This window comes from Tessaracoccus zhenghani (genome assembly GCF_054552775.1).
In genome coordinates, this window is sequence record NZ_CM137275.1 from 1,952,867 (window position 1) to 1,972,217 (window position 19,351).

Sequence of the window (19,351 nt, forward strand, 5' to 3'; positions counted from 1 at the left end):
CCACATTCCCCTGTGTGGAAGGATGATTGAGTGGCCGGACCCATCCATCCCAGACTCCTGAAGCGCGCCGAGGCGACCCGAAGGTTCCTGGTGGCCACGGTGGTCGTCGGCGTGGTCACGGCTGGGCTGCTGATCGCCCAGGCCAGGCTCATCGCCGACTGGGTCACCCTGGCGTTCGACACCGGCGGCTTCCCATCCCGCTGGGGCACCGCCCTGGTGCTGCTGCTCCTCGTGTTCCTCGGCCGCGGCCTCCTGTCCTGGCTCAACTCGTGGCTGGCGCACCGCAGCGCGGCCTCCGTGAAGTCGACGCTGCGTCGCGACGTGCTGGCGGCCAGGCTGGCCACCCCTGCGGGGGCCACGTCGTCGGCGTCCCTGCTGCGCACCGTCACGCAGGGCCTGGACGCGCTCGACGGCTACTTCAGCAAGTACCTCCCCCAACTCGGCCTGGCCGTCACCGTGCCGCTGCTCGTGGGCGGCACCATCCTGCTGGCAGATTGGCAGTCCGCGCTGATCATCGCGTTCACCCTGCCGCTCATCCCGGTGTTCATGGCGCTGATCGGGTGGACGACGGAGAAGGCCACGCGGCATTCGTACTCGGTGGCAGACCGGCTGGCCAACCACTTCGGCGACCTCATCAGCGGCCTCCCCACGCTGCAGGCGTTCGCGCGGGCCCGGGCCCAGAAGCGCGGCGTGGACCTCACCGAGGAGCAGTACCGCGGCGCCACCATGAAGGTGCTCTACATCTCGTTCCTGTCGGCGTTCGCGCTGGAGTTGCTGGCGTCGCTGTCGGTGGCGATCGTCGCGGTCACGGTGGGCTTCCGGCTGGTGTACGGCGACGTCGACTTCGCCACCGCCCTCTTCGTCCTCATTCTCGCGCCGGAGGCCTTCCTGCCCGTGCGGCAGGTGGGCGTGCACTTCCACGACTCGGCCGACGGCATCGCGGCCGCCGATGCCGCGTTCGAGGTGATCGACGCGGCCCCGACGCATGCGGGAACGCTGCCGGCCCCGGCGGGCGCCCTCGTCCTGGACGCCGTCTCGTTCACCTATCCCGGAGCGGCCGAGCCCGCCGTCGACCGGCTCGACCTGCGGGTGGAGCCCGGCGAGGTGGTGGCGCTGAGCGGGTCCTCGGGGGGCGGGAAGTCCACGACGTTGGCCATGACCATGGGCTTCCTCACGCCGGATTCCGGCACGGTGTCCGTGGGCGGCGTCTCCCTGGCGGACATCGACCTGGCCTCGTGGCGCGCCCAGGTGGCGTGGGTGGCGCAGGAACCGGGGCTGGTCAACGGCACCGTCGGCGACAACGTGGCGCTCGGCCACCCCTCGGCCCCGAAGGCAGAGCTCGCCCGCGCGCTGGCCGACGCGGGCGCTGATTTCGGCCTCGACAAGCACGTGGGCGACGACGGCGAGGGCCTGTCCGCCGGCGAGCGGCGCCGCGTAGCGCTGGCCCGCGCGTTGGTGCGGATCAGGCTCGGCGGCGCGCGGCTGCTCGTGCTCGACGAGCCGACGGCCGGCCTGGACGCCGCCACGGAGGCGCACGTCATCGGGGCCGTCCGCGCGACGGGCGCCGGGGCCCTCATCGTCAGCCATCGGCCCGCCGTGCTGGCCGCCGCCGACCGCGTGGTGGAGGTGGTGCCGGCATGAGGAAGACGATCCTCCTGGCCCGGGAGTTGATGGACGCGACGCCCAAGGGTCGCCGTCGGTTCCTGCTGGCGGTGCTGCTGGCGATGCTCGCCTCCAGTTCCTCCGTCGCGCTGCTGGGCGTCTCCGCCTGGCTGCTGTCGTTCGCCGCGATGGCGCCGCCGGTGCTGTACCTGCAGGCCGCCGCCGTGGGCGTGCGCGCGTTCGCCATCTCGCGGGGCGTCTTCCGCTACCTGGAGCGCACCGTCGGCCACGACCTGGCGCTGCGCATGCAGACGGCGCTGCGGGTGCGCGTCTACGAGAAACTGGCCGCCACCACCCTGATCGGCAGGCGTCGCGGCGACCTGCTCACCCGCGTCGTGGCCGACGTCACCGCCATCCAGGACCTCGTGGTGCGCGTGGTGATCCCGTTCGTCTCGGCCGCGCTGGTCGTCGTGGCCACCACGGTGATGTTCAGCGTGTTCAACTGGCCCACCGCCCTCGCGCTGCTGGCGACCGCGCTGCTGGCCGGGGTGGTGCTGCCGTGGTGGACCCAGCGGGCCAGCCTCGCCGTCGACCTGGCGGCGGTGCCCACCCGGGGTCGCCTGGCGGACGGCGTGCGCGAACTGGCGCGGACCGCCACGGATCTGGTGGCCTACGGAGCCGAGGACGCTGCGCTCGACAGGCTGCTGGGGATCGACGATGAACTGCGCCGGCAGGAGGCCCGCGGCGCCTGGATCCGCGGCATCGCGACGGGTGGCCAGCTCGTGGCCTCGGGGCTGGCCGTCGGAGCAGCGCTGTGGTTCGGCACCGGAGCCCTGACGGCCGGAGACCTGGACCCGCGCCTGCTGGCCTTGCTCGTCCTCACCCCGCTGGCGCTGCACGAGGTGCTCGGCACCTTCGCGCAGGCGGCGCAGACCTACACCCGGGCGCGCTCCGCGCTCGGCCGCCTCTCCGAGGTGCTGGAGGCCGAGCCTGTCGGCACCGGAGACGTCGTGCCCGGCGAAGGAGCCCCGGGCCTCCTGCTGGAGGACGCGACCATCGGCTGGCCGCTGCCCGACGGCGACTCCGTGGTGGTCCAGGAGCACGTCTCCCTGTCGGTGGCCCCGGGTGAGCGGGTGGCGCTGGTGGGACAGTCCGGCGTCGGCAAGACGACCCTCGCCGCCACCGCCATGGGGCTCATCCCCCCGCTGGCCGGCCGTGTGTCGAGGGGCGGTCGCGTCGGCTACCTGGAGCAGGACGCCCACATCTTCGCCACCACGGTCGCGGAGAATGTGCGCATCGGCGACAAGGACGCCACCGATGGGGCCATCCTCGACGCGCTGGCGAAGGCCGGGCTGCCGATGGACCCGCAGCGACGGCTGGGCGAATCAGGCACGACGATCAGCGGTGGCGAGCGTCGTCGCCTCGCGCTGGCGCGGCTCCTGGTGGGCACGCGGGACCTCATCATCCTCGACGAGCCCACCGAGCACCTGGACCGCGAGACCGCCGACGCGCTGATGCGCGACGTGTGGGCCGCCTTCGCGGACGAGCCCGTCCTGGTCATCACGCACGACCCGGACGTGGTGGCTCTGTGCAGCAGGGTGGTGCGGATGAACCCCGCCAGCGAGTCGGCCTCCCCCGTGGTCAGCGGAAGCTCATAGCCACCTGGCGTCCCGCTTCCCTCGCCACTGCGATGGGGTCCGCCAGGGCGCGCTCACCGGCAAGGTCCCAGAGCGCGACGGCGAGGCCGTGGAAGTCCACCTCCCGGCGGCCGGCCACCAGGGCGACAGGCAGGTCCCTTCCCCGCGCCTCCGCCACCTCGGCAGCAATCTGCCGCACCACGTCGACGGCCTTGCCGCTGAAGCTCTGGGCGTCGAACGAGCCCTCCCCCGTCACCACGAGATCAGCGTCCTCCATGGCTTCGCGCAGCCCGATCGCGTCGGCCACCACCCGTGCGCCGGAGGTGGTGGTGGCGCCCCAGCGCTGCAGCGCGAAGCCTGCACCGCCCGCTGCGCCGGCGCCGGGTGCGTGGGGGTCGCCCCCCACCAACGCGGCCCAGTGCGCGAGGTTGGCGTCCATCTCCTCCACCAGGGAGGCGCCGCCCTTCTGCGGCCCGAACACTGCGGCCGCACCGTCGGGGCCGAGCAGCGGGTTGGTCACGTCGGACAGCACCAGCGCACCGCCTTCGGGCGGCGGCACGACGCCCGCCCACTCCACGGCCGTGATCCCCGGCAGTGCGGCGTTGCCCAGCTGCTCCGTGAGAGCGGTCGGCTGGGGTGCGCGTGCCACGCTCAGGCCGAGCGCGACGAGCAGGCCCAGGCCCCCGTCGGTGGAGGCGCTGCCCCCGAGCGCAAGGAGGAGCCGGGTGGCGCCGGCGTCCAGCGCGGCGCGGATGGCCAGGCCGAGGCCGCGGGTGTGCGCCTCGCGCGGCGCCAGATGCCCGATCGTGGTGAGCCCGCAGCAATGGGCCAGCTCCACCACACCCGTGCCGTCCGGGAGCCGCACCCACGACGCGTGCCGGAGGTTTCCGAGCGCGTCGACGGTGTCGAGCGGCAACCGTTCGGCACCCGCGAGGGTGGCGAACGCGTCGAGGGTGCCCTCCCCGCCGTCGGCCATGGGGCGGATGGTCAGCCGGTCCGCCGGGCGCACGTCGACCCACCCGTCCGCGATCGCGCGGGCGGCCTGGACGGCGGTCATGGTCGACTTGAACGAGTCGGGTGCGATCACCACGCGCATGGACGACGGTAACCCGGAGGGGGTCTACAACGCGAGCACTTCGCGGAAGTCGCCCTCCGACACGCCGGTCGAACGGCGTGGAAACCCCTGGGATGGCGCCCGGCTGCCCACGGTTCGACCCGCTGCCGCGCCCGCCGACAGGCGCCCGCGATCAGCCGCTAGAGTGGCCGGGTGACCGCCCCCGTTTCCACCGATGGACGCCGCCTCAGGGTGGCCCAGTTCATCGATAACTACGGCCCGGGTGCCAACGGCCTGATGTTCGCCGTGCAGCAGTTGGAGGGCAACCTGCTCGACGCCGGGCACGAGGTGATCGTCGTCGCCCCCGCCGCGAAAGGGCCCAACCCGCACCACGGCCGCCCCGGCCGCAGCGAGATCCGGCTCCCCTCGGTGCGCGTACCGAAGATGCCCACGCGCGTGGCCAACGGTCGGCACTTCGAGCGCACCATCGACGAGATCGCGAAGCTGAAGCCCGACGTCCTGCACGTGCACGGCTTCGGCACCATCGGTGTGCTCGGCACCTGGGCCGCGCAGCGGCTCGGCATCCCCATGCTGCTGACGTGGCACACCGATTTCGACGCGTACGCAGACCACTATTCGACCGTGTTGCCCCTGCTCACCGGAGTGCTGCGGGCGTGGGCGACGATCACCCGGGGCGACTTCGTCAGCCAGCGCGACATCCGCGCCGCGGAGGTGCGCTACGAGGACCGCGGCCGCTCGACGGCGTCGCTGCTCGCCCTGTGCCAGAAGATGCTGGAGACGGCCACCCTGGTGACCACCCCGTCGCCGAAGACCGCGCTGCGCTGCCGGCACCTCACGGAGAACATCAACGTGCGGGTGGTGCCCAACGGTGTGGACCCGCTCCCGCCCGGCCCCCCGCCGATCACTCATCCCGACGGGCCGATGGTGCTGTACGCCGGCCGCATCGCACCGGAGAAGGGCATCCCGCTGCTGGCCGAGGCCTTCACGTTGGTGCACGCCCAGTACCCCGACGCGCGGCTGTGCATCGTCGGAGACTGGCAACGGTATTCGGGCATCAAGCGGATCCTCGCCGAAGGCCGCGACGCGGGCCGCATCATCCTGCCCGGCGAGCAGAAGCGCGACGACCTCGGCGCGTTCTACGGCATGGCGGACGTGTTCGCATTCCCCAGCCTCACCGACACCCAGGCCCTCGTCCTGCACGAGGCCGCGCTGGCGGGCCTGCCCATCGTCTCAGTGGACCACGAACTGCAACTCGTGATCGAACCCGGCGTCAATGGCGAGATCACCCGCCCGACGCCCGCGTCCCTGGCCGCCGGCATCATCCGGGTGCTGGAGAAGCTGCCGGATGACACCTGGCGGGCCAGGGCGCGCGAGCGCTCCGTCGAACTCGGCTCGCAGTGGAGCATCGCTTCGCAGGCCGCGGAGATGCTGTCGATCTACGCCGAGGTCGCCGCCTCCGGGCGCTGAGACCAGCGCCCGGCGCGGCCTACTTACCGGTCATGTCGGCCGGGATCACCCAGGCGTCGAAGTCCTCGCCGGCGACACCGTTGGCGATCGCCGACTCACGCAGCGACGTGCCCTCCTTGTGCGCCTGCTTGGCGATCTTGGCGGCCATGTCGTAGCCGATGTGCCGGTTCAGCGCGGTGACCAGCATCAGGTTGGACGACAGGTTCGCGTTGATCCGCTCCAGGTTCGGCTCGATGCCGACGGCGCAGTGGTCCGTGAACGAGCGCATGCCGTCCGCCAGCAGGCGGATCGACTCCAGCACGGCGTGGGCCATCACGGGCTTGAACACGTTGAGCTGGAAGTTGCCCTGGCTTCCCGCGAAGCCGACGGTGGCGTCGTTGCCGAACACCCGCGCTACCACCATAGTGAGGGCCTCCGACTGCGTCGGGTTCACCTTGCCGGGCATGATCGACGAGCCGGGCTCGTTCTCGGGGATCAGCAGCTCGCCGATGCCGTTGCGCGGGCCCGAGGCGTACCAGCGCACGTCGTTGGCCAGCTTCATCAGCGCGCCGGCCAGCACGCGCAGCGCGCCGCTGACCTCGACCAGGGAGTCGTGCGCCGACAGCGCGGCGAACAGGTTCTCCGCCTGGCGGAACTCCAGGCCGGTCTCCTCGGAGATCTTCTTCGCGGTCAGCGCGCCGAACTCCGGGTGGGCGTTGAGTCCGGTGCCGACGGCGGTGCCGCCGATCGCCAGGTCACGCGCCCGCGAATCTGCGAACCTGATGCCCTCGGCGGCGAAGTCGAGCTGGGCGACCCAGCCGCCGAACACCTGTCCCAGCCGCACCGGCGTGGCGTCCTGCAGGTGGGTTCGTCCCACCATCACCACGTCGTCGTACTGCCTGGCCTTGGTGTCCAGCACCTCACGCAGCTTCTCTAAGGCCGGGTACAGCAGCGAGTTGAGCTCGCTGACCACCGCGATGTGCATGGCCGTGGGGAAGGTGTCGTTGGACGACTGGCCGCGGTTGACGTGGTCGTTGGGGTGGACGGGCTGCTTGGAGCCCATCTCGCCGCCGGCCAGTTCGATGGCGCGGTTGGAGATGACCTCGTTGGAGTTCATGTTGGACTGGGTGCCGGAACCGGTCTGGAACACCACCAGCGGGAAGTGGTCGTCCAGCTTGCCGGCGATCACCTCGTCGGCGGCGCGGGCGATGAGCTCGGCCACATCGGACGGCAGTTCGCCCAGTTCGCCGTTGGCCTGGGCGGCGGCCTTCTTCAGGACCCCGAGGGCCCGCACCATCGGGCGGCCCCAGACGAAGGCGTTGCGGCCGATGTCGAAGTTGTGGAGGCTGCGTTCGGTCTGCGCGCCCCAGTAGCGGTCTGCGGCAACGTCGATGTTGCCCATTGAGTCGGATTCAATGCGTGCCATGGCCCCGACGCTACCCCGCCGCGACGACAGAGCGGTGCGATACCGCGCAGTGAGATCGGGGGAGTGCTCCCCCGTCGGTGCTCTGACCGCCGAGTGCCCCAGGGCATGAAAAGGCCCGACCCGCTGCCCTTGGGGGGCGGCAGCGGGTCGGGCGGCTTTCGGGCTCCCGAATGCTCGGGAAGATGGGATTACTCTAGCGGGATTTCTCGCCATTGCAAAGCCGGACGAGGCAATTGGTCTGATGTTTCCCTGAGTTTTTCCTGAAAGCCCTTCTCAGGGGCAGTTCGCCTAGCCAGCGGCCTGTATCAGCCCTTCCGGAGCGAGCGGAAACCCCGCAACCTGAGACTGTTCAAGACCACGAAGACACTCGAGAACGCCATCGCGGCACCCGCGATCATGGGTGTCAGCATCCCGAAGGCGGCCAGCGGGATGGCCGCCGTGTTGTAGCCGAAGGCCCACAGCAGGTTGCCCTTGATCGTGCGCAGCGTGGCGCGCGACAGGCGCACCGCGTCGACGGCGGCGCTGAGGTCGTGGCGCATGAGCGTGATGTCGCCGGCGGCGATGGCCGCGTCGGTGCCGGTGCCCATGGCGATGCCCAGGTCTGCCTGCGCGATGGCGGCCGCGTCGTTGACGCCGTCGCCCACCATGGCCACCTGCTGGCCCTTGGCCTGCAGTTCCTTGATGGCGGCCACCTTGCCCTCGGGGGTGACCCCTGCACGGACGTCGTGGATGCCGAGCGACTCCGCCACGGCGCGCGCCGTGGCCTCGTTGTCGCCGCTCAACAGCACGGGGGTGAGGCCCAGCTTCTTCAACTGCTCGACGGCGACCCCTGCCGACTCCTTGATGGTGTCGGCCACCACCACGCGGCCGAGGATCCGCTGCTCATCGGCGACCTCGACGACGGAACCGATCACGTCGCGGCTCCACTCCGCACGGCCATGGCCCAGATCGGCCATGAACGCGGGCGAACCGGCGTAGACGGTGCGGCCGCCCACGATGCCGCGGACACCGCGGCCGGGCACGTTCTGGAAGTCCTCGACGGGCAGGGGCCGGTCCACCGCCGCGACGAGAGCGGCGGCGATGGGGTGCTCGGAGGCGGCCTCGACGGCGGCCGCCAGCCCGAGCAGCTCCTCGCGGTCCACGCCATCCACGGGCTCCACGTCCACGACGGACATGTGGCCCGTGGTCAGCGTGCCGGTCTTGTCGAACACGATGGTCTGCACGCGGCGGGCACGCTCCAACACCTGCGGGCCCCGGATCACGGTGCCCAACTGGGCGCCCCTGCCGGTGCCCACCATAAGAGCCGACGGGGTGGCCAGACCGAGCGCACACGGACAGGCGATGATCAGCACGGAGATGGCGGCGGAGAGCGCCACCGTCCAGCCGTGCGCGGCGACCAGGTGGCCCACCAGCGTCACGGCGGCGATACCCAGGACGACGGGCACGAAGATGCTGGACACCTTGTCCGCGAGGCGCTGGACGTCGGCCTTGCCCTCCTGGGCCTCCTCCACCATCTTCGCGATGCGGGCCAGCTGCGAGTTGGCGCCCACCGCAGTGGTGCGCACCACCAGGCGGCCGGTGGTGTTCACAGACCCGCCGACCACCGTCGTGCCCGGCTCCACCTCTACCGGCAGCGATTCGCCGGTGATGATCGACGCGTCGACGGCGGAGCGCCCCTCGACGACCTCACCGTCGGTGGCGACCTTCTCACCGGGGCGGACGACGACGAGGTCACCGACAGCGAGCGACTTCACGTCGACGAGCTGCTCCTCGCCGTCACGCAGGACGGTGGCCTGCTTGGCGCCGACCTCGAGCAGCGCACGCATCGCGGCGCCCGATTCGGTCTTCGCGCGGGCCTCGATGTATCGGCCCAACAGCAGGAAGGAGATGATGACGACGGCGGCCTCGAAGTAGATGAAGCCCATCGCATCCTGTTGCGCGAGGTTGAACTCGAAGTGGTGCTTCATGCCGATCTCGCCGGCGTGGCCGAACAGCATGGCGTAGAGGGACCAGGCGAACGCGGTGCCGGTGCCCATGGTCACGAGCGTGTCCATGGTGGTGGCGCCGTGGCGCAGGTTGGTGAAGGTCGCCTTGTGGAACGACCGGCCCAGCCATAGCACCACGACGGCGGACAGGACCAGCGCCGCCCACTGCCAACCGGGGAATTGCAACGCGGGGATCATCGAGACCAGCACGACGGGGGTGCTGAGGATGAACGACCAGAGCACGCGCGGCTTGAGCGCGGCGGCCTCGTCGTTCTTCTCGCTCACAGGGACGGGCAGCGTGGCCCCGTAGCCGGTCTTCTCGACGACGGCGATGAGGTCGTCAGCCGTGAAGTTGGGCGGGGCTTCGACCGTCGCCTTCTCGGTGGAGTAGTTCACCGAGGCGGTCACCCCGTCCACCTTGTTGAGCTTCTTCTCGATCCGCGCGGCGCAGGAGGCACAGGTCATGCCCTGGATGTCGAGTTGGATCTTGTTGGTGATGGGTTGGGTCCTGGTGGTGGACATGCTTCCTCTTGCCTGATGCGCGTTGGCTACTACGGTCCCCGCGGCTGGCGCAGGGCAGGCCGAACAACCCCCGGGCGGCTACGCCCGGGGAAGTTGCCCGGATGGGGTCAGGTGGTCAGGCGCTCAGGCCTCGACGACGGTGTAGCCGCCGGCTTCGCGGACCGCCTCGATGATGGCGTCGAACGGGATGCGCTCGTCGGACTCGACCGACATGGTGCCGCCCTCGAGCGCGACGGAGACGTTGTTGACGCCTTCGACGTCGGAGACCTCTTCGGTGACGTGGTGGACGCAGTTGCCGCAGGTCATGCCCGAAACGGTGTAGTTGGTGATCACAGAGATGGTCCTTCCTTGGGTGACGGGCTATCGGGTCAGGCGCTTGATCGCCTGCATCGCCTCGTCAATCTTCTCTTTGCCCTCCGGGCCGCCCTTGCGGGCAGCGTCGGCGACACAGTGCGAGAGGTGGTCCTCGAGCAGCCCGAGCGACACCGCCTTCAGCGCCGAGGTCACGGCCGTGACCTGGGTGAGAACGTCGATGCAGTACTGGTCCTCTTCAACCATGCGGGCGAGACCGCGGACCTGGCCTTCGATCAGGCGCAGGCGCCGCAAATAGGCTGCCTTCTCCGGCGTGTAACCGTGAGTGTGACAGGTTTCAGTTTCCGTCGTCATGGCACCTCCCTCTCGATCGAGCATACCCCGGGGGGGTAAGGATTTCAATCTCATCCCATCATCCCATCGAGGTTTCCCGGCCGGCCCCCGGGGTGGCCTACCGCTCGGATCGACGCGCGATCCCCCACATATCCACAATGAACCCACAGGTGCTGTGGATAACTAGCGCCCTGAAGATGCACGACAGGTGAACCCGGCCCCCATATACCACGCTGGCCCCTCGGGATGGAAAACGGGGCTGAATCGTACAAACCACCTTGCCAACACACATTTGCGACATCGCTTCCACTGTGGCCCCACAGCACGGGTGACGAGAGGACGAGCGGATGACGGGCAGAGCGCGTCTCTTTGTGGACAAATTGCCAGAGGCTGGCCGACCATCGTCAATATAACGATTTGATAACGGTGGATTCACGCTCAGCACACAGATTCGTCCACACCCCTGGGACTCAGCGCCCGCCGGTTATCCACAGTCATCCACAGGCTGTCCACAGGCCCCTCCACACGCTGGGGGCAGGTCTGAGCAGGAACCGTCGGAGGGGTGCCTTAGCCTAAGCAACGGAACTGGAAGGGGGTGAGCTGATGACGGCGCATGCAACAACGGCGGTCTTCGATGACCGCGAGCTCGACCGCACGCCTCCGCAGGATCTCGCCGCTGAGCAGAGCGTGCTGGGCGCGATGATGATGTCGAAGGATGCCATCTCAGACGTCGTCGAGGTGCTGCGCGGCACAGACTTCTACCGCCCCAACCACGAGTCCATCTACGACGCCATCATCAGCCTCTACGGCCGCGGCGAGCCGGCAGACCCCATCACTGTGGCCGGGGAGCTCGGCAAGACCGGGCTCCTTGCCAAGGTGGGCGGAGCCGTCTACCTGCACGACCTGCTCTCCAGCGTCTCCATCGCCGCGAACGCGCCCTACTACGCGGAGATCGTCCGCGACAAGGCCGTGTTGCGTCGGTTGGTCAACGCCTCTATCCGCATCGCGCAGCTGGGCTACGGCGGCCAGGGCGAAGTGGACAAGATCGTCGACGAGGCCCAGCAGACGCTCTTCGAGGTGACGGACCGCAACTCCTCCGAAGACTACAAGTCGCTCCGGGAACTGCTGGAGCCCACGTTCGATGAGATGGAGGCCATCGCCAACAGCGGCGACGCGCTCTCCGGCGTCCCCACCGGCTTCACAGAACTGGACCGCATCACCAACGGCCTGCACGGCGGCCAGATGATCATCGTGGCCGCGCGCCCGGGCGTCGGCAAGTCGACGTTCGCGCTCGACGTGTGCCGCTCGGCCGCCATCCACCACAACCTCCCCGCCGCGTTCTTCTCGCTCGAAATGAGCCGCACGGAAATCGTGATGAAGGTGCTCTCCGCCGAGGCGTCGGTACCCCTGGGGCGTATCCGCGGCGGCAAGATGGACGAGAACGACTGGCAGCGGGTCACGGACAAGTCGGCCATCCTCGCGGAGAAGAACTTCTTCATCGACGACTCCCCCAACCTCACCATGATGGAGATCCGCGCGAAGGCCCGCCGCCTGAAGCAGCGCCACGACCTGCAGCTGCTCGCCATCGACTACATCCAGCTGATGAGCTCCGGCAAGAAGGTGGAGTCGCGTCAGTTGGAGGTGTCGGAGTTCTCCCGCCAGATCAAGCTGTTGGCCAAAGAGCTCGAGATCCCGGTCATCGCTCTGTCGCAGCTCTCACGTAACACCGAGCAGCGCAAGGACGGCATCCCGCAGCTGTCAGACCTGCGTGAATCAGGCTCGCTGGAGCAGGACGCCGACATCGTGTTGATGCTGCACCGCCCGGAGATGTACTCCCAGAACCCCTCCGACGAGGAGCGCGGGCTGGCGGCCTTCCACATCCCGAAGCACCGAAACGGCGAGACGGGCAAGATCGACGCGCTCTTCCAGGGCCACTACAGCCGGTTCACCAACGCCCCCATGTGATCCCTGGCCGGCGCCGAGCCGGCTCAGGACGCGGTGACGGCGTCTGCGACGGTGCGCAGCGGCACCCGCTCGCCCAGCCCCACATTGAGCAGGGCAGCAACTTCTGCGCCCGCCCGGGTGAGGTCGCCCTGGCGGAACAGGAAGCTCACGTCGAGGATCTCGTAGCGCGGGGAGCCAGCCGCGAGTTCCTCCTGGAACCGGGAGCTCCCGTCGGTGAAGCCACAGTCGACGGCGGCGAAAGTGCGCTGGGCGTCGGCCTCGAGGTCCCAGGTGCGCACGGACATCACGGTGTCGGCCGCCTGCTGCCCGTGCGCGGTGGCGTTGCGGCGCACCACGTCTGCGACGGTGCCCGGGAGACCTGCCAGCGCCTCGATCCCCGTCCAGTCGGAGCCGACGGCCCGGTCGACCAGCTCGGCCCAACTCCCGGTGGCCGGCACGGTGACCTGCACCCCTCCACAGACCGCCAGGTCGTTGACGTCGCAGGCGGAGTCGTCGACCACGATCGAGCGGATCGGGGTGCGCAGCAGTGGGAGGCTCTCCATCCTCCCATTGGACGCCTTGCCGCGACGGTAATCAACCCTCGCCCCTGGCCCGGCGGGTACCGTTGCCCCATGGCCGCGCTGCTCACCGAGTACCACCTCACAGACCCCGATGACATGCACCCCGCCGTCGCGCTGGCCCGCTACGGGAAGCGCCGCACGGGCGACCTGTTCGTCGGCCTCTGGCTGGGCATGATCGTCGAGGCCCAGCAGATGCGGCCCAGCCTGCACAACGTGAAGCGCCAGGTGGTGAAGTTCGAAGCGGGCCAGGACCTGCGCAGGGCGATCCAGGAGGTTGGGCGCGATGCCGTCGACGCCGAGTTGGCAGATGCGGCACGGGTCTATTTCGCTTCCGCGCTGGAGGACGCGTCCTACACCTCCACCCTGCTGAAGATGCGCAGGCTCTCCGGCACGCAGGTCCGCGACAAGGCCGCCCACGAAGTGCTCCGCACGGCAGACCTCATCCTCGAGGCCCGGCTCGGTGAACGCTACGTCCCCCTGTTGGTGAGCGGCTTCCTCGCCGGCCTCGCGCCGCACGGTCCACGCGAGCTGAGGGAGGCCCTCGCCGACCATCCGGAACTGGTGGACACGATCACCCCCCTCCTCGAGGCGTGAGGACCCAGCATTCGGAGGGAGAATCCGGCCACATCGGCCCATATGGCGATGATGTGGCAGATATCTCCCTCCATATTTCAGAGCTCCGGCACCTGCTCAGCGCCTGGTACGCGGCCAACGCGCGGCCGCTGCCGTGGCGTGAGCCTGGGGTGTCTCCGTGGGGCGTCCTCGTCAGCGAGATCATGCTGCAGCAGACGCCCGCGGCCAGGGTGGAGGGGCCCTGGCTGGCATGGGTGGGGCGCTGGCCGACGCCCGCCGCGCTTGCCGCGGCGCCCACGGCGGACGTCCTCCGCGCCTGGGGTCGGCTCGGCTACCCGCGCCGCGCGCTGCGCCTCCAGGAGGCGTCCCGCGCTGTGGTGGAGCGGCACGACGGCGAGCTCCCCCAGAGCGAGGACGCCCTGCTCGAACTCCCGGGGGTGGGCAGCTACACGGCGGCAGCGGTGATGGCCTTCGCGTTCGGCCGCCGGTCCCTGGTGCTGGACGTGAACGTGCGGCGGGTCCTCGCCCGCCTCGACGGCGGGGTGGAGCATCCGGCCCGCACAGAGACCGCGGCGGAGCGACGCCGCGCCTGGGTCTTCGTCCCGGAGGGCGACGCGGAGGCGGCCACCTGGTCCGCCGCGGCCATGGAACTGGGCGCCACCGTCTGCATCGCCCGCAACCCGCAGTGCGGCCGCTGCCCCGTGGCCGGGCACTGCTCCTGGCTCGCGCTCGGCCAGCCGGCCTGGGAAGGCCCGCCGCGCGTCGGCCAGGCGTGGGAGGGCACGGACCGCCAGTGCCGCGGCCGCATCATGGCCGCCCTCCGCTCGGCCCACGCACCCGTCCTCGTCGCCGACCTCAACTGGCCCGACGCGGAGCAACTCAGCCGCTGCATGACCTCGCTGGTCCAGGACGGCCTGGCCGAGAGCCTCGACGAGGGCCTCACCCTCCCCCGTTGATGGCCGCTAGTTCCCCAGCGAGCGGGGCGCGTACATGATCACGGCCACCCCGACTAGGCAGAACAGCGCCCCGATCACGTCCCACCGGTCCGGGCGGAAGCCGTCCACCACCATCCCCCACGCCAGCGACCCGGCGACGAACACGCCCCCGTAGGCCGCGAGGATCCGCCCGAAGTTGGCGTCCGGTTGCAGGGTGGCCACCATGCCGTACAGGCCGAGCGCGATCACCCCGCCACCGATCCACAACCAGCCGCGGTGCTCGCGCAACCCCTGCCACACCAGCCAGGCGCCGCCGATCTCAAGGACCGCGGCGACGACGAAGAGGGCGATGGAACGAAACGGCAGCATCCGCACAGCCTAGGCTGGAGCCATGATCAAGGCCGTCGTCTTCGACCTGGGGGAGGTCCTCTCCTCGCCGCCGTCGCTCCTGCCCATGCTGGCAGGGCAGGTCGGCACCACCCCCGAACTCCTCAAGGAGCACTACTGGACGGGTCGGGCAGAGTATGACGCCGGCGCCCCGGACGGCGACTACTGGGGCCCGCTGCTCACGGCCGTCGGGCACGATGTCCACGACGCCGACCTCATCGCCGAGATCGCGCACCTCGACGCCGACATCTGGGCCAACCTCCGCCCGGCAGCGTGGCAACTCCTCCGCGACTGCAGGCAGGCCGGGGTGACCGTGGCCGTGCTGTCCAACTCACCGCACGCCATGCAGTTGGCAGCCGACGGGGCGGTCTGGCGCGCCGACGTGGACCACCTCTACGTCTCCGCCAGCCTGGGGGCGGTCAAGCCGCAGCCTGCCATCTACGAGCGCGTGACCAGCGACCTCGGGCTGGCACCCGGCGAGATCGCCTTCATCGACGACAAGCAGGCCAACGTCGACGGCGCCCTATCGGTGGGCTGGCAGGCCCACCAGTGGGTGGACGATCACGACACGCGCGCCTGGCTCACCACGCTGGGGGTGCTCTCGGCCTGATCCGCAGGGGCGCGGCGCACCGGGCGCGTGACCAGCGGCAACGCCACGGCCACCACTGCGAGGGCGCCCATCACGGAGAACGCCAGGGTGTAGGAGCCGGCATCGCCGACCAGGCCTGCCGCCAGCAGCGGCCCGAGCACTCCGCCGCCCGACCAGCCCACCAGCATCAGCCCGTAGATGGCGCCGGCGTGGCTCAACCCGAAGAACTGTCCGGCCGTGGACGGCAGCACGCCGAACGCCCCGCCGTAGCAGAGGTACACCACGGCGGCGAGCGCCAGGAACCAGAAGCCTTGGGCGTGCGGCAGCAGGATCAGCGCCACTCCCTCGAGGGCCAGGATCGTGGCCAGCATCGGCAGGCGACCCAGCTTCTCCGCGACGGCGGCCCAGGCCACCCGGCCGCCACCGTTGAACAGCGCCAGCACGCCGACGATGCCCGCGGCCGCCGCCGGGGTGAACCCGCCCACGTCGACGGCGGCGCTGGCCATCATCGAGATCAGGGAGATGCCCGCCATCACGGCGAGCATCAGGATGCCGGTGAGCAGGTACCACTGGGGCGTGCGCAGGGCCTGGGGCGCGGTGAGGTCGCCCTCGACCACCTTCTTCGGACCGGCCGCGACAACCGGCGACACCAGCAGCGCGGCGCCGATGAGGCCCAGCACCAGGTAGGCGATGCCCAGCCAGCGGAAGGCAAGCGCCGGCGTGTCGGGCGTCATCGCGACGAGCCACTGCGCGAACGGCGACGTGACGGTCGCGCCGAAACCGAAACCGCCGACGGCGAGGCCGGTGACCAGCGCGGTGTGGTCCGGGAACCACTTCTGCAGAAGCGCGACCGGCACGATGTAGGCCATGCCCAGGCCGAAGCCGCCGATGACGCCGTAGCCCAGCACCAGCAGCCAGAAGTGGCCGGGGGCCGTGGCAAGGGAGGCCAGCAGGACGCCCAGCCCGTAGATGACCATGCCGATGATGGCGACGGTGCGGGGGCTGCTGCGGTCCTGCAGGCGCCCGCCGATGGAGGCGCCGACGAAGATCATGCCGATGGCCGTCTCGAACGGGACGGAGGCCTGCACGTGACTCAGGGCCATCGCCTCCGGCGCCTGCAGGGCGCGCCCGAACAGACTCCAGGCGTACACGCCGCCGATGACCAACTGAACCAACACACCGCCGACTAGGGCTGCCCACTTCGTACGCACGATGGGTCAGTCTAAGCAACGAACCCCCGGGCATTGCGCCCGGGGGTTCGTCAGCTACTTCAGGGAGGGGGAATCAGGCACAGCTCCACGGCTGGAAGCCGCGCTGCGCGTAGAGGCGGTTGGCCACGGTGATCTGCTCCTCGCGGGTGGCCTGGTGCGGGTAGGCAGCGAAGTCGCCGCCGTTGACCGAGCGCCAGGTCTGCAGGTTGAACTGCAGGCCGCCGTAGTAGCCGTTGCCGGTGTTGATGTTCCAGCGGCCGCCGGACTCGCACCGGGCGATCCGGTCCCACGTCGCGGCGCGGCTCAGGTCGATGCGCTGGTTGGCCGGCAGCTGCGGGGCGGTCTCGACGGGGACCCCGGCCAGCGGCGGGGCCGCGGCCGGGATGGTCGTCACGGCGGGGGTACCGGTGGTGGCGAACTGGATGATGTTGTTGAACTGCCACTGGTTTTCGGTGACGAACGCGCCGTCGTCGTGGGCTACCACGGAGGTCAGCGCGTAGGTGCGGCAGCCGTTGCGGCCGGTGGCGGCGGTGTCGCACTCGGTGCGCCACTGGCGGCCGTCCGTGGCCGTCCAGGTGCGGGTGCCACCGGGCTTGCCTCCGGCGGCCAGGGGGTTGCCCACCCACTGGTCACGGCCGGAGGGGAGGTAGGTGAGGTTGTTGAACACCCACCCGTTGTGCAGGACGTGCTGGCCCTGGACCGTGGCCACCTTGGTGGTCCAGATCTCGGTGCGGCACCGCACGACGGTGTCTGAGTACTTGTCGCAGGAGGTCTTCCAGTACCGGCCGTTGACAAGGTGATTGCCCGGCGTCGTGTACATGTTCGTCTCGACGGCCTGCGCGGTCTGCGGGGCCACGAGGGCCAGCCCGAGACCGACGACGGCCGCGGAGGCTGCGGCTAGGAGGCGCTTCAGCATGGAGGGGGTCCTTTCGAAGTAGCGGGATGACGTTAACACCCCGCGGGCCCTTTTCCAAAGAATTTCTCAGGATTACCTTCAGGTTCGAGGCGATCGGTCACCCCGACAAGCGTGTTTACCCCGGGGCGCCGCGACACCGACTGAGAACTCTCAGCCCTCGTTCACCGATGCGAAATTCCGCCCCCCTCCGGCAGCTGCCCGCCATCGGCCACGCCCCCACAGACCGGCGGCTAGCCTGAGCGGATACCGGAAGGAATCCCCTATGCGCATCAGCGTCCCCCGCGAGGTCAAGAACAACGAGAACCGGGTCGCCATCACCCCCGTCGGCGTCCAGGAACTCACCCATAGCGGGCACCAGGTCGTCGTCGAGGCAGGGGCCGGAGTGGGCTCCAGCTTCACCGACGACTCGTATCGCGACGCCGGCGCCTCGGTAGTGGCGGACGTGGACCGCGTCTGGGGTGACGCCGAGCTCGTCCTCAAGGTGAAGGAGCCCGTCGCCGCGGAGTACCGTCACCTGCGCGAGGGCCTCACCGTCTTCACCTACCTCCACCTGGCGGCGGACGAACCTCTGGTCGACGCCCTGCTCGGCTCCGGCGCCACGTCGATCGCCTACGAGACGGTGCAGCAGCCCAACGGCCTGCTCCCCCTGCTCTATCCCATGAGCGAGGTGGCGGGGTGCCTCGCCCCCCAGATGGGCGCGTACCACCTGATGAAGACGCAGGGCGGCCGCGGCGTGCTGATGGGCGGCGTGGCGGGCGTGCCCAACGCGAGGGTGCTGGTGCTCGGCGGCGGCACCGCCGGCCAGAACGCCGTCAACACCGCCCTGGGCATGAACGCGGACGTGACCGTACTCGACACCGACATCGACAAGCTGCGTCAGGCCTACTGGCGCTGGAACAACCGGGTGCACGGCCTCCGCTCGTCCGACATGGCCATCCGCGAGCACCTGGCGCAGGCCGACCTGGTGATCGGCACCGTCCTCATCCCGGGCGGCCGGACGCCGCGCCTGGTCACCAACGAGATGGTGGCCACCATGAAGCCGGGCTCCGTGCTGGTGGACGTGTCCATCGACCAGGGCGGCTGCTTCGAGGACAGCCGGCCCACCACGCACGACGACCCCACGTACCAGGTGCACGGCTCCACCTTCTACTGCGTGGCCAACATGCCCGCGATGGTGCCCAACACCTCCACCTGGGCGCTGACCAACGCGACGCTGCCCAACGTGGAGCGGATCGCCGAGCACGGCTGGCGCGAAGCCATGCGGCTCGACGCAGCGCTGGCGAAGGGCCTGGCGACGCACGCCGGGCAGCTCACGTCGCAGCCGGTGGCCGAGGCCTTCAACCGCGACTGGGCCGCCGTCGAGGACGTCATCGCTGAAGCGTGACCGCCGGCAGCCGGCTCAGTCCGCGAGGAACGGCGCGACGGTGGCCTTGGGGCGCCCGATGATCGCGCGGTCGCCGCGGATCAGCACCGGGCGTTGCGCCATTTCCGGGTGCTCGGCGAGCACCTTGGCCACCTGCTCAGCGGTGCGGACGTCGTCGTCGGACAGAGTGCTGCGGTTGAAGTTGGCGTCGCGGCGGACCAGGTCTGTGGGGTGGGCGTCGAGCTTGGCGATCACGTCGAGCCACTCATCCTCGGTGAGCGGCACCTTGACGTAGTTGCGCACGGTGAGCGCGAACGGCGAGGCCTCTGCCGCCTCGAGCGCGGCGCGCGACGTGGAGCAGCGCGGGTTGTGGAGGATGGTCAGCTCTGACATGGTCGCCCCTTCTCTCTGGTCACCGCCAACCTACCGCCCGCCCGTGACAAGCCCCGGGATAACAATCCGGTTGCTGTTGCCCGCGGCACCGGTCCGGCCGGAGCCCACGGCGCCAGACTTG

18 protein-coding genes are annotated in these 19,351 nt (G+C 70.1%); 8 read left to right on the forward strand and 10 right to left on the reverse strand.

Features of this window, described 5'->3' with window-relative positions:
- The first annotated feature begins 90 nt into the window (after nucleotides 1–90).
- Together cydD and cydC are read left to right on the forward strand one after the other, a co-directional pair.
- Nucleotides 91–1,641 (forward strand): thiol reductant ABC exporter subunit CydD, encoded by a 1,551-nt coding sequence (cydD, locus tag ACX1DX_RS09305; protein WP_459398202.1) that lies wholly within the window; start codon nucleotides 91–93, stop codon nucleotides 1,639–1,641.
- Nucleotides 1,638–3,260 carry a thiol reductant ABC exporter subunit CydC gene (gene cydC, locus ACX1DX_RS09310; protein WP_459396374.1) on the forward strand — a complete coding sequence of 541 codons (1,623 nt, stop codon included), beginning with the start codon at nucleotides 1,638–1,640 and terminating at the stop codon, nucleotides 3,258–3,260. Before cydD ends, cydC begins: the two co-directional genes overlap by 4 nt.
- Here cydC and ACX1DX_RS09315 read toward each other — a convergent pair.
- A complete protein-coding gene (locus ACX1DX_RS09315; RefSeq protein ID WP_459396375.1) occupies nucleotides 3,244–4,329 on the reverse strand; it encodes a glycerate kinase in 1,086 nt (361 codons plus the stop codon). The two genes, cydC and ACX1DX_RS09315, sit on opposite strands and share 17 nt — an antisense overlap.
- A gap of 177 nt (nucleotides 4,330–4,506) precedes the next feature.
- Between ACX1DX_RS09315 and ACX1DX_RS09320 the strand changes: the two genes are divergently transcribed.
- Nucleotides 4,507–5,781, forward strand: coding sequence for a glycosyltransferase (locus ACX1DX_RS09320; protein WP_459396376.1), 1,275 nt, complete (start codon nucleotides 4,507–4,509; stop codon nucleotides 5,779–5,781).
- Nucleotides 5,782–5,800: 19 nt separating this feature from the next.
- Here ACX1DX_RS09320 and fumC read toward each other — a convergent pair whose 3' ends face one another.
- The 4 genes from fumC to ACX1DX_RS09340 all read right to left on the reverse strand — a co-directional run bounded on the left by fumC (nucleotide 5,801) and on the right by ACX1DX_RS09340 (nucleotide 10,359).
- Entirely contained in the window at nucleotides 5,801–7,186 is a 1,386-nt protein-coding gene (gene fumC / locus ACX1DX_RS09325; RefSeq protein ID WP_459396377.1) for a class II fumarate hydratase, read from the reverse strand.
- A 305-nt stretch (nucleotides 7,187–7,491) separates the two neighbouring features.
- Nucleotides 7,492–9,693: a heavy metal translocating P-type ATPase gene (locus ACX1DX_RS09330; RefSeq protein WP_459396378.1), complete on the reverse strand. Its 2,202-nt coding sequence runs from the start codon at nucleotides 9,691–9,693 to the stop codon at nucleotides 7,492–7,494.
- 123 nt (nucleotides 9,694–9,816) lie between these two features.
- Nucleotides 9,817–10,026 carry a heavy-metal-associated domain-containing protein gene (locus ACX1DX_RS09335; protein WP_076062838.1) on the reverse strand — a complete coding sequence of 70 codons (210 nt, stop codon included), beginning with the start codon at nucleotides 10,024–10,026 and terminating at the stop codon, nucleotides 9,817–9,819.
- Nucleotides 10,027–10,053: 27 nt separating this feature from the next.
- The gene (locus ACX1DX_RS09340) at nucleotides 10,054–10,359 is read right to left on the reverse strand and encodes a metal-sensitive transcriptional regulator (protein WP_076062841.1); all 306 of its coding nucleotides are present in this window, start codon (nucleotides 10,357–10,359) and stop codon (nucleotides 10,054–10,056) included.
- Between the two features lie 582 nt (nucleotides 10,360–10,941).
- Between ACX1DX_RS09340 and dnaB the strand changes: the two genes are divergently transcribed.
- Nucleotides 10,942–12,303: a replicative DNA helicase gene (gene dnaB, locus ACX1DX_RS09345; protein WP_076062844.1), complete on the forward strand. Its 1,362-nt coding sequence runs from the start codon at nucleotides 10,942–10,944 to the stop codon at nucleotides 12,301–12,303.
- Between the two features lie 23 nt (nucleotides 12,304–12,326).
- Here dnaB and ACX1DX_RS09350 read toward each other — a convergent pair whose 3' ends face one another.
- Nucleotides 12,327–12,845, reverse strand: a complete 519-nt coding sequence (locus ACX1DX_RS09350) for a hypothetical protein (protein WP_076062847.1) — start codon at nucleotides 12,843–12,845, stop codon at nucleotides 12,327–12,329.
- 69 nt (nucleotides 12,846–12,914) lie between these two features.
- On the opposite strand from ACX1DX_RS09350, the gene ACX1DX_RS09355 reads away from it, so the two are divergent.
- Both ACX1DX_RS09355 and ACX1DX_RS09360 read left to right on the forward strand, forming a co-directional pair.
- Nucleotides 12,915–13,457 (forward strand): DUF6553 family protein, encoded by a 543-nt coding sequence (locus ACX1DX_RS09355; RefSeq protein ID WP_459396379.1) that lies wholly within the window; start codon nucleotides 12,915–12,917, stop codon nucleotides 13,455–13,457.
- A gap of 53 nt (nucleotides 13,458–13,510) precedes the next feature.
- Nucleotides 13,511–14,392, forward strand: coding sequence for an iron-sulfur binding domain-containing protein (locus ACX1DX_RS09360; RefSeq protein WP_459396380.1), 882 nt, complete (start codon nucleotides 13,511–13,513; stop codon nucleotides 14,390–14,392).
- Between the two features lie 6 nt (nucleotides 14,393–14,398).
- On the opposite strand, the gene ACX1DX_RS09365 is transcribed toward ACX1DX_RS09360, so the two are convergent.
- Nucleotides 14,399–14,740, reverse strand: a complete 342-nt coding sequence (locus tag ACX1DX_RS09365; protein ID WP_076062854.1) for a YnfA family protein — start codon at nucleotides 14,738–14,740, stop codon at nucleotides 14,399–14,401.
- 22 nt (nucleotides 14,741–14,762) lie between these two features.
- Here ACX1DX_RS09365 and ACX1DX_RS09370 point away from each other — a divergent pair, with 22 nt between their 5' ends.
- Entirely contained in the window at nucleotides 14,763–15,368 is a 606-nt protein-coding gene (locus tag ACX1DX_RS09370; protein ID WP_459396381.1) for an HAD family hydrolase, read from the forward strand.
- Here ACX1DX_RS09370 and ACX1DX_RS09375 read toward each other — a convergent pair.
- Both ACX1DX_RS09375 and ACX1DX_RS09380 read right to left on the reverse strand, forming a co-directional pair.
- Nucleotides 15,320–16,558, reverse strand: a complete 1,239-nt coding sequence (locus ACX1DX_RS09375) for an L-lactate MFS transporter (RefSeq protein ID WP_459396382.1) — start codon at nucleotides 16,556–16,558, stop codon at nucleotides 15,320–15,322. The two genes, ACX1DX_RS09370 and ACX1DX_RS09375, sit on opposite strands and share 49 nt — an antisense overlap.
- Nucleotides 16,559–16,631: 73 nt before the next feature.
- Nucleotides 16,632–17,474 carry a transglycosylase family protein gene (locus ACX1DX_RS09380; protein WP_459396383.1) on the reverse strand — a complete coding sequence of 281 codons (843 nt, stop codon included), beginning with the start codon at nucleotides 17,472–17,474 and terminating at the stop codon, nucleotides 16,632–16,634.
- A gap of 262 nt (nucleotides 17,475–17,736) precedes the next feature.
- Between ACX1DX_RS09380 and ald the strand changes: the two genes are divergently transcribed.
- On the forward strand, nucleotides 17,737–18,858 hold the full coding sequence (gene ald / locus ACX1DX_RS09385; RefSeq protein WP_459396384.1) for an alanine dehydrogenase: 1,122 nt from the start codon (nucleotides 17,737–17,739) through the stop codon (nucleotides 18,856–18,858).
- Nucleotides 18,859–18,873: 15 nt separating this feature from the next.
- Here the strand turns inward: ald and ACX1DX_RS09390 are convergent, their stop codons facing one another.
- Nucleotides 18,874–19,230, reverse strand: a complete 357-nt coding sequence (locus ACX1DX_RS09390) for an ArsC/Spx/MgsR family protein (RefSeq protein WP_459396385.1) — start codon at nucleotides 19,228–19,230, stop codon at nucleotides 18,874–18,876.
- Nucleotides 19,231–19,351 lie beyond the last annotated feature (121 nt).